The sequence below is a fragment of the Halobacillus sp. ABD4_316 genome (assembly GCF_056161385.1).
Genome location: NZ_JBSWZA010000004.1, coordinates 1 through 13363, shown reverse-complemented (window position 1 = coordinate 13363; position 13363 = coordinate 1). Strand labels below are relative to the sequence as shown.

7 protein-coding genes are annotated in these 13363 nt (G+C 48.5%); all 7 read right to left on the bottom strand.

Features of this window, described 5'->3' with window-relative positions:
• Positions 1-56: 56 nt before the first annotated feature.
• The 7 genes from ACXAJH_RS15175 to ACXAJH_RS15145 all read right to left on the bottom strand — a co-directional run bounded on the left by ACXAJH_RS15175 (position 57) and on the right by ACXAJH_RS15145 (position 13177).
• Positions 57-1559, bottom strand: a complete 1503-nt coding sequence (locus ACXAJH_RS15175; protein ID WP_474967715.1) for a potassium/proton antiporter — start codon at positions 1557-1559, stop codon at positions 57-59.
• 126 nt (positions 1560-1685) lie between these two features.
• Positions 1686-2849: a sporulation protein YhbH gene (yhbH, locus tag ACXAJH_RS15170; protein ID WP_474967714.1), complete on the bottom strand. Its 1164-nt coding sequence runs from the start codon at positions 2847-2849 to the stop codon at positions 1686-1688.
• A 187-nt stretch (positions 2850-3036) separates the two neighbouring features.
• Positions 3037-4341 (bottom strand): 2-oxoglutarate dehydrogenase complex dihydrolipoyllysine-residue succinyltransferase, encoded by a 1305-nt coding sequence (odhB, locus tag ACXAJH_RS15165; RefSeq protein ID WP_474994491.1) that lies wholly within the window; start codon positions 4339-4341, stop codon positions 3037-3039.
• Positions 4338-7142, bottom strand: coding sequence for a 2-oxoglutarate dehydrogenase E1 component (locus ACXAJH_RS15160; RefSeq protein ID WP_474994622.1), 2805 nt, complete (start codon positions 7140-7142; stop codon positions 4338-4340). The genes odhB and ACXAJH_RS15160 overlap by 4 nt, the downstream gene beginning before the upstream one ends.
• Positions 7143-7384: 242 nt before the next feature.
• Entirely contained in the window at positions 7385-9484 is a 2100-nt protein-coding gene (locus ACXAJH_RS15155; RefSeq protein WP_474994490.1) for an RNA degradosome polyphosphate kinase, read from the bottom strand.
• Between the two features lie 179 nt (positions 9485-9663).
• Entirely contained in the window at positions 9664-11199 is a 1536-nt protein-coding gene (locus ACXAJH_RS15150) for a Ppx/GppA phosphatase family protein (RefSeq protein ID WP_474991295.1), read from the bottom strand.
• An 82-nt stretch (positions 11200-11281) separates the two neighbouring features.
• Complete coding sequence (locus ACXAJH_RS15145) at positions 11282-13177, bottom strand: PrkA family serine protein kinase (RefSeq protein ID WP_474967710.1); 1896 nt, start codon at positions 13175-13177, stop codon at positions 11282-11284.
• Positions 13178-13363: the final 186 nt, after the last annotated feature.

The following is a 13363-nucleotide window of genomic DNA, read 5'->3' as shown; positions in this document are numbered from 1 at the left end:
CATATCATAAAGAAACGCCCAAAATATCATAGCTGCTACGAGAAAAGCCGAGCTGTTTAAGCTCGGCTTTTCTCGTGGTGTCCGTGATCCTTAACGGCTTCAAGAACTTTCTTGACTTCTTTCTTGTTTTTTCTGGAAACCAGAATGTATAACGTATCCCCTGCTTTTATTTCCGTCTGTCCGTATGGTGTAATCACATCACCCTTACGGATAATGGCATTAATCAATGCCCTGTCCGGCAGTTCCATTTCCTCAAGCTTCTGCCCGACGACGACATTCCTCGGAGTTACCTCAAACTCAATCATCTCCACATTCGCTTTTCCAATTGAAATCAGTTCCAATGAATGAATCGGGTTGCCAAGCTTGTCGGAAACCAGTTTGAACCGGTCTGCCATCCAAGTAATCGAGGACCCCTGGATGAGCGCTGAAGTCAGAACCGTGAAGAAAACGACGTTGAAGATCACCTGGCTGTTTTCGATGTCGGCAAGCATCGGGAAAATTGCGAGGACGATCGGAACCGCTCCCCGGACACCCGCCCAGGATAGAAACACTTTTTCCCTCCATGTAAACGAAAACCCGGATAGACTCAAAAAAGCCGCTGCCGGCCTGGCAATAAAAATAAGCACCCCGGCAATCAATAATCCGCTCGCCATGACAGACCACGTAAACACCTCTGACGGAGTGACGAACAACCCAAGGATGATGAACATCAGAATCTGTGCCATCCAGCCGAAGCCTTCATGGAATCGAAGGATTGAATAACGGTAGGCAAGTTCCGCATTTCCGATGATCACCGCAGTGACATAGACGGCAAGAAGTCCACTGGCTTGCAGAAGCGAGCTCGCCCCGTAGGAAAGAAACGCAAAACCAAGCGCAAAAAGGGGATAAAGCCCGCTGGAATCGAGGTTGATTCGGTTTAAGGCGAAACTCGCCCCCCAGCCGATCGCAGCACCAACCACGACCCCTGCCCCCATCTGCCAGAAGAAGGAACCAACCAATCCGAACATGTTGACTTCATCAACCGTCAGCAGTTGAATGAAGCTGATCGTCAAAAACACGGCCATTGGATCATTCGTCCCTGATTCGGCTTCCAGGGTGGCCTCCAGCTTTCCGTCTACATTTTTCCCTTTCAGTACAGCAAAGACGGCTGCAGCATCTGTAGAACCGACGATCGCTCCGACGAGCATCGCCTCCACCCAGCCGATATGAAGGAAATATTTCGCTGCAACTGCAACGATACCTGTCGTCAGTACGACTCCGACGGTCGCAAGCGTCAACGAAGGGGCGAGGACGGGACGAATATCTTTCCACTTGGTCAGCATTCCACCTTCAAACAGAATGATAATCAAAGCAATGACACCGACAAGCTGGGCGATTTCCGGATTGTCAAAGTCAATGAACCCCAGACCCTCGTTGCCGACCATCATTCCGACAAGAATAAACAACACGAGAGACGGAACCCCGAGCCGGGAAGAGAATTTCGTAACGATGATGCTGACAATGAGCAGAAGCGCCATCAGCATAATGAATTGATTAGACTGCAGAATTTCCTGAATCATAGAATGAACTCCTTGTATGTAGGATGACCCTTCTCATTATATCAAGGAGTTTCCTTTCCTGTGTACTTGTAAACCTTTCGCACAAAAAAGGGGCCGAGAACTCTCTCGACACCCTTTTTATGTCAGCTACGTGAACATTTCCTCGACCTGCTCGCTGAAGAAATGCTTCATCGAATGAAAAACGTCGGCTTTTCTGCGTAGGATGTAATAACGGAACTTATCATGTTCGATGGATTTATAAGCCTGCATCAAGCTGGAGGACCGGTTATACTGATTCACTTCCCCGTACCCGAACATCTGTGAAACTTCAATCAGCTGTTCAATTAAACCGAGACATCGTTTATTATCAGAGGTCAGGTTGTCACCATCAGAAAAGTGGAACGGATAGATGTTGTAGCGTTCCGGTGAATATTTCGTCTCAATGAGCTCCAGCGCTTTCCTGTAAGCAGATGAGCAGATGGTTCCGCCGCTTTCCCCTTTCGAAAAGAAATCCTCCTCGCTGACGACTTTCGCCTGCGTATGGTGGGCGACAAATTCAATATCAACCGTTTCATAGTTTCGGTTCAGGAAGCGGGTCATCCAGAAAAAGAAACTTCTGGCCATGTATTTTTCCCACTGCCCCATCGACCCACTGGTATCCATCATGGCAATGACGACCGCTTTGGACTCCGGCTTGGTCTTCTCATTCCACGTCTTGTAGCGGATGTCCTCCGGGTAAATCGGTGCGAAAGAGGGTTCCCCGCGAAGCGCATTCCGCTTGTAGGCTTCAAGCATTGTCCTCTTCTTATCGATATTGCCGGTCAACCCGGTTTTACGAATATCGCTGAATTCAATATCGGTATGAAGGATATTGTCTTTTTCTTTCTCATCGAGATTAGGAAGGGTCAGCTCTTTGAATAAAGCCTCTTCCAATTCAGCCAGCGATACCTCTGCCTCATAATAATCGTCTCCCGCCTGGTCACCGGCGCCGTCTCCATCGCCGGGCTTCCCTTTAGCGGGCTGCGGGGCCTGGGCCACCACATCGCCAATTTCGCTGTCTCCCTCTCCTTGTCCCGCATGCTTATTCTTCTCATAATTGTAGCGGATTTTATATTCATCTAATGACCGTATAGGAATCTTCACGACACGCTTTCCATTGGACATGACAATGTTTTCTTCGGTTATCAAATCAGGCAGCTGCTTGCTCATGGCATCTTTGACTTTTTCCTGGTGTCGACGCTGATCGTCGTAGCCTTTCCGATGGAGGGACCAGTCGTCTTCGGCGATTACAAAACTCGTCTCTTCATCCATGTTATTCCCTCCTAATCGAGTATTACTCTATCGTATGCAGGTCCACGTGAATGGATGAAACATATTGGGATATGTATCGATTATTTGTTATTTCCGCCTATCTTTTCTCTTATTTCTGATCCCTTCTACTAGGTTTTCTCATAAAAAAAGCCCCTGCAGCCAGGCTGCAGGGGCTTTTCATTTCCTATTATCCTTCTAAAAGAAGGTCGTACGGATCTTCAATCATTTCTTTAATGCGGCGCAGGAACTGGACCGCTTCTTTTCCATCGACGATTCTGTGATCGTAGGAAAGCGCAATGTACATCATCGGACGTGCTTCAATGCTGTCATCAGGCATGACCTTCGCGCGCTTCTCAATATTGTGCAGCCCAAGAATTCCGACCTGAGGGGAATTCAGGATCGGCGTAGAAAGCATGGACCCGAAAATTCCACCGTTTGTGATGGTAAAGGAACCTCCTTGGAGATCCTCCAGCTGCAGTTCTTTATTCCGGGCCTTCGCTGCTACATCAGCGATTCCCTTCTCAATACCGGCGAAATCAAGGCGGTCGGCATCACGGACGACAGGAACCACAAGACCCTCCTCTGTAGAAACAGCCATTCCGATATCATAGAATTTCTTCTGAATGATTTCGCTGCCCTGAATTTCTGCGTTCAAGTTCGGGAATTCCTTCAAGGCACCGACGGCCGCCTTCGTGAAGAAAGACATAAAACCGAGTTTCACGTCGTGCTTTTTCTGGAAGGATTCTTTGCGGTCGCTGCGAAGCTTCATAACGTTCGTCATATCCACTTCGTTGAACGTCGTGAGCATTGCTGCTTCCTGCTGGACCTCTACAAGACGCTTGGCAATCGTTTGACGGCGGCGGGACATTTTAATCCGTTCCACCGGCTTATCAAACTGTGTCTTCTCCTCTTCCTTCTTCTCTTTCTTCGGCTTGTCGTTAGACGCTGATTTCGGCTCTTCCGACTTGCTGCCACCCTTAGCTGCGGCATCGACATCTTCCGGACGGATGCGGCCGAGCGGATCACGGGCGGAAATACTGCTCAAATCAATACCGAGTTCACGAGCACGCTTTCTGGCAGCCGGAGTGGCCACAATGTCCTTATTCCCATTGTTCTGTCCATTGGAGTCCGCTGGCTGTTCTTCCTGCTTGGACTCCTGTTTCTGTTCCTGCTGCTGAGGCTCTTCCTTCTGTTCAGCTGCAGGTGCTTCCGCCTGTTGATCATCGGAGGAATCCTCAGAAGATGCGGAAGCTTCTCCGTTCTCATCCACTTTAGCGATGACGTCTCCGACTTCTACGTCATCTCCTTCTTCCTTGAGCAGTTCAGCAATAACCCCGTCTGCATCCGCGTTCACTTCCACATTGACCTTGTCTGTTTCCAGCTCAAGAATTGGATCGCCTTTGGAAACGTGGTCGCCTTTTTTCACAAGCCATTCGGCTATCGTGCCTTCAGTTATGGATTCAGCTAATTCAGGTACTTTGATTTCCTTCATTTTGTTTCTCCTCCTTTAGACATCTGCAGCGCTTCAAGAATGATTCGATTCTGCTCTGTTTTATGGATATTCGGTTCTCCAACGGAAGGGGAAGCCCTGTGCGGACGTCCTACAAATCTGTGAATCTGTCCATCCTTCAGGAGTCTGTGGAGGATCCCCTCCACGAAATACCAGCTACCCATGTTCTGCGGTTCTTCCTGGACCCATACTAGTTCTTCTAAATTCGGATAGGTTTCCAGCATTTCTGCCAGTTTTTGATCCGGGAATGGGTAAATCTGTTCCACCCGGACAGCATCGATGGTTTCGAAGGTTTCGTCCATACTTTCCACCTTGTCTTCGATATCCACCATGATTTTTCCGCTTCCTAATAGAAGGGTTTTCACTTTTTCTTTATCTTTATTCTCAGATAATCCCGGCTGCATCATGAGCGACTGGAATTTCCCATCGCTGAAAGCATCTCCGTCTACGGCGACTCTTTGATTCCGCAGCAGGCTTTTCGGTGTCATCAATACAAGCGGCCGTGCCTCTTCCTGGTTGCTGATTGCCGCCTGTCTGCGGAGCAGGTGGAAATACTGGGCCGATGATGTGACATTGGCCACGGTCCAGTTGTTTTCTGCAGCCAGCTGAAGGAAACGCTCAAGGCGGGCACTGGAATGCTCCGGCCCCTGTCCTTCATACCCGTGCGGAAGCAGGAAGACCATATTGGATTTCTCTCCCCACTTCGCGCGGCCGGCGGCAATAAACTGATCAAAAATGACCTGACCGGCATTGGCGAAGTCACCAAACTGCGCTTCCCACAGGACAAGAGAATCGGAAGCATGAACACTGTAGCCGTACTCAAAACCGATAACCCCTGCTTCCGATAACGGACTGTTGTGAATATCAAAGGACGCTTCCGCCTGATCCAGCCCGTGAAGTGGACAGTAGGTTTCATCCGTTTCTACATCATGTAGGACAAGATGACGGTGAGCGAAGGTTCCCCGCTCCGTATCCTGACCGGTAATCCTTATCGGAATGCCATCTTCCAGGATAGAAGCGAAGGCCAGGGCTTCCGCTGTCGCCCAGTCCACTTTCTGCCCTTCATCCAGCATTTTCGCACGACGCTGGAGAATCTTTTCCAGCTTCTTAAATCCATTGAAGCCTTCCGGACGTTTCAGCATCCCTTCATTCAGACCACGCAGACGCTCAATATCCACGGATGTCTGAATTTCATCCAGATCCCGTTCTACACCGCTCGGACGGTCCTTCACATCAGGAGCAGCTGTTTCGTGCTCACCCATATTGTTATAGATGTCACGAAGCTTCTCTTCAATCTCTTCTTTCATCTTCGCCAGCTCGCCGTCTTCCACAACGCTTTCATCCTGAAGCTGCTTCTCAAAAACAGCGGCAGCCGTCGGGTGCTCATCGATTTCCTTATACAGCTTCGGCTGTGTAGAGCGCGGCTCGTCCATTTCGTTATGTCCGAAACGGCGGTACCCGACGAGATCAATCAGAAAGTCCTTATGGAACTTCTGACGGTATTCGTATGCAAGAGCCATAGCAGAAAGGCATGCCGCTGGATCGTCGGCATTCACATGCACCACCGGTATTTCAAAGCCCTTCGCCAGATCACTGGCATATCTTGTCGAACGTCCGTCTCTGCGGTTCGTCGTGAAGCCGACAAGGTTGTTGGCGATGATATGGACCGTGCCCCCTGTACGATAGCCGGGAAGATCACTCATATTCAGCGTTTCTGCGACAACCCCTTCACCGATAAAGGCTGCATCCCCGTGGATCAACAGACCAAATGCTTCGTCTTCGTCCATCTTCGCATAGCCGGGTTCCCTGCGGTCATCCTGCGCCGCTCTTGTAAAACCCTGGACGACCGGGTTGACGTATTCCAGGTGAGAAGGGTTATGGCTCAACGTCACTTTCGTTGCCGACTGCTCGCCGTTTTCGATCTCTCTCCGGGCTCCGAAGTGATACTTCACATCACCTGTCCAGCCATAGTTGATTCCCATCGAACCTTCGGAAGGTACGAGCTCTTTATCAGGTGAATGGTGGAACTCAGAGAAAATCCGGTCATAAGGCTTCCCAAGGATGTGGGCAAGCACGTTCAGTCTTCCCCTGTGGGCCATGCCCATCATGATATGTTTAATGTGGTCACCGGAAGCCGACTGGATAATATGGTCGAGCATCGGCACCATAATATCGAGGCCTTCAATGGAAAAGCGCTTCTGTGCCACAAACGTTTTGGCAAGGAAGTTCTCAAAACCTTCCACTTCAGCCAGGCGGTACAGCAGCTGTTTCTTTTCTTGATTTGTCAAAAATACCTGATACGATCCCGTATCGACTTTGTCCTGCAGCCATTTTCTTTCGTTCTCATTATTGACATGGCCGAATTCAAAGGAGATCGTCCCCGCATATCTCTCTTTAAGTACATGGACCACTTGGAGGGCATTATCCAGTTTCATAGGCGCGTCCGGCCAGACCCACTCCGCCGGCATAGCCTCCAGATCCTTCTCCTGAAGTCCGTAGGTTTCTAAATCAAGCAAATTTGTTTTAGGCCGCTCGTCACTTCCTACAGCATAGATATTCGCCTGCAGATGGCCGTGACGACGAATAGCCTCAACAAGTTTCAATGCCGAGGTGATTTTCGCAATGTCCCTTTCTGAAGGAGACGCAGCGCCGTTCGTTTCAACAGACGGGCTTGTCTTCATCCAGTCAGGTGCCCCGTGCTCGTCAAAAATTTCCTTCAGTGAAGGATCGACAGCACTTGGGTTTTCTTCATATACTTCGAATTGCTCTTCGATATACCCCATGTTGGGGCCGTGGAAATTATCCCAAAATCTTTGAATGGAGCCTTGTTTAGACACGTAGAATACCTCCAAGTAGTTGTTGGCTAAAGTTTCCTCGAAAACGTTTCCAAGTCCACATACTATTATAGAATTGAAACGCTTACGTATTCAACAAATTTCGCTTATTTTTCTCAAATGGTAACAATTCCATTATAACAAGAAAGGCGCACCCTTTGGTACGCCTTTTTACTTTTTACTGGTAAAGATTATTCCTCATCCTCAAGAACCCGGTAGGCCATATCGAAAAACTTCATCTGGCTGTTGATACGCACCTGGTTTTTCTCAGGCTGTACGTACTCATAACTGCCGTCGTTCTTCTGCTCCCTCGCCTTGATGTTATCATTCAGCATGATGGACAGGATTTTCTTCAGCCGGGTTTTCACAGAAGGCTCGTGAATCGGGAAAAGCAGTTCAACGCGTTTCACCATATTTCGAGTCATCATATCCGCAGAGGAAAGGAACAGGCGGTCGTCCCCGTTGTGATGGAAATAATAAATCCGGCTGTGCTCCAGGAAGCGTCCGACAATGCTGTACACGCGGATATTGTCACTGACGCCTTCAATGCCGGGCCTCAAGCAGCAGATCCCGCGGACGATCAGGTCGACCTGTACGCCTGCCTGGGAAGCTTCGTACATTTTCATGATCAGGTTTTTGTCCGTAAGCGAGTTCATCTTCGCTATGATCCGGCCGTTTCCGTGCTGCTTATGGAAGCGGATTTCATTGTTCATGTAGCGGATAAAGTCATTCCGGATATCAAATGGAGCCATAGACAAGTGATGGAACTCCGGTTTCTCCGTAAAACCGCTCAAGTAATTGAAGAAGTGCGTCGCATCTATCCCGAACTTCCGCTTCGACGTAATGATGCCCATATCGGTATACAGAGAAGCCGTCTGGTCGTTGTAGTTTCCGGTACCCAGGTGGACGAAGCGCTCGATCTTTTCTGCTTTTTTCCTGACGACAAGGGTGATTTTGCTGTGGGTTTTCAAGTAGGTCATGCCGTAAATGACGTGACACCCGGCTTTTTCGAGCTCCTTGGCCCACTGCACGTTGTTCTCTTCATCGAACCGCGCTTTCAGTTCAACAAGCACCGTCACCTGTTTCCCTTTCTCCGCTGCCCGCTTTAAAGCGTCTATAATCGGTGAATCTCCACTTACCCTGTACAGCGTCTGTTTGATGGCCAGCACGTATGGATCATCTGCCGCTTCCGCCACAAAATCGACGACAGGCTCAAAGGATTCATAAGGGTGGTGCAGGAAGATATCGCGGTTCTCCGCTGCTTCAAAGATATTCTCCTCCCCATCCAAATCACGCGGTGGCTGCGACATCAATGTCTCATAGTAAAGGTGATCCTTCACATCAGCAAACGTTTTATGGAACTTGAACAGGAACGTGAGATCAAGCGGACCGTTCGTAATATACAGGTCATCACGATGAATTTCCAGGACGCTGAGCAGGAATTTGACCACTTTCTCATCGTACTTGCCATCCCTTACTTCCAGACGGACGGCTGCGCCCCATTTGCGTTTTTTCAATTCTTTTTCGATTTCCTTCAGAAGATCCCGGGCACCTTCCTCATGGATTGTCATATCCGCATTTCTTGTGATCCGGAACTCTGTAACAGATTCCACTTTGTATCCTTTAAACAGTTTACCCATAAAATGGCTGATAATTTCCTCAAGAAGCACATATTGGTATTTATTTTCATGCTCCACCTGGACAAAACGATCCAGGACGGCCGGCACCTGGACAATCGCCGTCTTTGTTGTGTTCTCCGGATCGATTTCATCTTTGATGACGACAGCAAGGTTGATGGACTTGTTGAGAAGCATCGGAAACGGACGGTAGGCATCCACAGCCATCGGCGTCAGCACGGGAAAGATTTCCTCGTCAAAATATTTTTCGAAGCGGTTGATTTCCTCTTTCGTCAAATCCTCTATGGAAAGCAGGGAGATGCCTTCCTTCTCCAGTTCCGGCTTCATCGACTGATAAGAGTCATACTGCTTCTTCACGTTGTTATGATTGATTTCCGAAATTTTCGCCAGCTGCTGTTTCGGAGTCAATCCGGCCTTGTTCTCCGGCTTGTTGAAACCGGCTTTTACCTGATCCTTCAATCCGGCTACCCGTACCATGAAAAATTCATCCAGGTTGGAGGATCCGATCGCTAAAAATTTCAAACGCTCAAGCAAAGGGTTATCCAAATCAAGAGCCTCATCAAGCACACGCTCATTAAAAGCGAGCCAGCTCAGCTCCCGGTTGTTATAAAATAATGGATTGTTCAATTCCTGTGTCTTGTTTTCTGTTGACATTCCGCACACCCTTTACACATTTATTCCACTCCATATGTTAGTACGTCTCTATATCCTCTATATAAAACAAGTGTTAAGGTTTTGTAAAAAAATGATGAATTTTGCTGAATTTTGTTTTCTTTTAAGGTAGAATATTCCGAAATTAACAGCTGTGCATAAAAAGAAGCCCGCAGAGGGACTTACTTTTTATTTTCCACAAAAGACAGTTCTATAGTCTTTTTCAGTGACTTTTCCAAATGTTTTTTCTGTTTTTCCGCCTGATATTCCTCCGGCATCCATTCGCCGGAGCAGTGACACGTAATATGCAGGTCATGGCCTTCCTTCGTCAGCGTAAGGCTTTGGATTGTCTGCCTGCGGGTGCTGTCGAGGCTGTAGCAGAACTTCAGGAGGGAGCCAAGAAGACGGAGCTTCTTCTGTTCATCCTTCAAAAACCACTTCTTATACGGCTGAAGGAACTGCTTGAAAATCGTTTTGTTCTTATAGGAGGCCATAAGCGCCATCCGCAGTCTCTCCATATGCATCAATCCGTCAATCGTCCGGTTGGCAAGCAGGTAGAAGGTATGCTGGGCACTCGCTTCACTGTCGATATAATCCCCAAGGTTGAACACATAGCTCGCCCTCTTCACTTCCTGCCAGTCCGATTTTTTCAAAGAACCGAGCCCTTTTTCATGGAGCTGGTAGAAAAGCTGATGAGCCAGATGCTGGACGTGCTGGATCTGTTTGACATTCAAGTCATAATCATTGATTAATTCCTGAATGCTCTCCTCCAGCACGTTCGGAAAAACCGATGTCCCCATATCCTTCGTCAGCTGTTCAAAAAAGACACCATCCCGAAGCCCTTTTCTGCTCAGAATGAATCCGGAAGCCTGCATGGTATCGTAAAGGGAATGGAACACTTCCGTCGCCGGCAGAATAATATCCGCCCGGTCTTTGGACAGCCCCTCCACCTTCTGCAGCTTCTTCATCGGCAGGGTGAATAAATAATTTTTTATAAAAGCGAGATCGCTGTCCTTCATTTTATATTGATGAAGGCCGGCCAGCGGGTACTCCTTCAGGTTCTGATCGATCTGTGCAAGGTTCCGCGCGCCACCGCCGATTCCGATCAATGGAATATCCTTCTTCTGCAGCCACGGCAGTGATTTGAACTGATCAAGCAGATACCGGCGCAAAGCCGCGAATTCATTCTCGGTCGGCAGTTCCTTTTTGAAGAAGTCCTGCTTCAACGTCAATGCTCCGAACGGGAAGCTGTACGATTCGATCAATTCACGGTCTTTAAAATATGTAACTTCGGTACTTCCCCCGCCAATATCCACGGTGATCCCTTCTGTAACTGGAGTGGAATTCACGACGGCCAGGTAACCGTAATACGCTTCTTCGTGATCCGATAAAATGCGCATGTCAAAACCGGTATGCTTGGAAACCTGGCTGATGATCTCCTCCTGGTTCCCCGCCTGGCGGACCGTAGCCGTAGCGACACACACCATTTCCTCAAGCGTATAGGATTCAGCAACTTCCTTGAAACTCTTCAGTGTCGTCAGCAGCGTCTGCAGCCCTTCGGTGGATAACAGACCATCCTTCGTTAAATGGTTCCGGAGACGTGCGACCGCTTTTACATTCTCCACTTCACGCAGACGTCCACCTTTATCACGCAGATAAATCACTAGACGCATCGTGTTTGAACCTACATCAATAATTGCATAAAATTTCCTGGCCATGATTTCACCACTCTTCTTTTTTTGACATTATAACATAAAAAAGACCGCCCTCTTATCGAAAAGGAGGCGGTCTGATGAGGCATTACCTGTTCAACAGGCTGCCTACATATTTCAACAGTTCGTTCGCTGAGCTGGAGTTGTACCCATGCTCATCGACAAGGGTGGCAACGACTTCGTTAATCTTCTTCAGCTGCTGTTCATCCGGAGTCTTCGCTGACGTCGTAATCTTCACGACATCCTTCAGATCAGCAAACAGCTTCTTCTGAATGGCTTCGCGCAGACGCTCATGGGACTGGTAGTCGAACTTCTTGCCTTTACGTGCGTAGGCGGAGATCCGAATGAGAATTTCTTCACGGAAGGCTTTTTTCGCATTTTCCGAAACGCCGATCTGTTCTTCAATGGACCTCATGAGACGCTCATCCGGGTTGAGTTCTTCACCCGTCAGCGGATCCCTCAGCTTCGCCTTGTTACAGTACGCTTCGACGTTATCCAGGTAATTGTCCATAAGCGTAACGGCGGATTCTTCATAGGAGTACACAAATGCTTTCTGCACTTCCTTTTTCGCAATTTCATCATACTCTTTTCTCGCCAGGGAAATGAAATCAAGGTATCTCTCCTTGTCCTCACTGGATATGGAGGCGTGGCTTCCAAGTCCATCCTTCAAGGAACGGAGAACATCCAGTGCGTTGATCGATGTCAGTTCTTTCTTAATGATGGTGGATGATATGCGGTTGATCACGTACCGTGGATCGATCCCGCTCATTCCCTCATCGCCATGCTCCTTCTTCAGTTCCTCGACATCCACATCACTGAAGCCCTCTAGAATTTCGCCATCATAGAGTCTCATTTTCTTAAGCACATCGATGGACGCCTTTTTCGATTCTTTTAATCGTGTCAGGATCGTGAACATTGCTGCCACTCTTAACGTGTGCGGAGCAATATGGACATCGCGGATATCACTCTCTCTAATCATCTTTTCATAGATCCGCTCTTCCTGACTGACCCTCAAATTATACGGCACAGGCATGACGATCATCCGGGAGTGGAGCGCCTCATTCTTCTTGTTGGCAATAAAAGAACGGTATTCCGCTTCGTTCGTATGAGCTACAATTAATTCATCCGCTGAGATCAGGGCAAAACGGCCAGCCTTGAAGTTCCCTTCCTGTGTCAGGCTGAGCAGGTGCCAGAGGAACTTCTCATCACACTTCAGCATTTCCTGGAACTCCATCATGCCACGGTTGGCCTTGTTCAGCTCTCCATCGAACCGGTAAGCACGCGGATCCGATTCCGACCCGAATTGAGCAATGGTCGAGAAGTCAATCGAACCGGTCAAGTCGGCAATATCCTGGGACTTCGGATCAGAAGGGCTGAAGGTACCAATGCCTGTACGCTTATCCTCTGAGAAAAAGATCCGTTCCACTAAAACGTCCTCAATTCTTCCTCCATACTCCGTTTCCACACGCATCGTATTTAACGGAGACAAACTTCCTTCAATACGGATGCCATACTCATCCTGAAAATCCTTGCGCAGATGGCTCGGGATCAGATGCAGCGGATCTTCATGCATTGGACAGCCCTTGATGGCAAAGACAGCCCCTTCATCCGTATGCGTGTACTTTTCCAATCCCCGCTTCATCAGGTTTACAAGTGTGGATTTCCCGCCACTGACAGGTCCCATCAATAATAGAATACGTTTGCGGACATCCAGTCTTCTCGCTGCCGGGTGGAAATATTCCTCCACCAGCTTTTCCATCGCTTCATCCAGTCCGTAGATATCATCATCAAAGAACTTATAACGCTTATGATCATGCGCTTCTTCCACACCAGCACTTTTAACCATATTGTAAACGCGGGAATGAGCGGATTGTGCTAAATACGGCCGCTCTCTCAACAGCTCCAAGTATTCAGCAAACGTTCCTTCCCACTTCAGTTCTTCCTCGTATTCCCGGTGGTCTTGTATCTTCTTTAAAATGTCCACTTCGCGACCTCCCCCGTCGTAAGAGACGAATTTTAATACATCCTATGCCTGGCTCATGTAAAACATGTGTGAATCAAAGAAATGTGGAAGCGGCTTGGTCAGTCCCGACAAGCATAAGACCAGCACCGCCGTGGAGGGCTTTTCTCCACAGAGGTGTTGGACTTATGACCTCGAGGGACTAGCCGC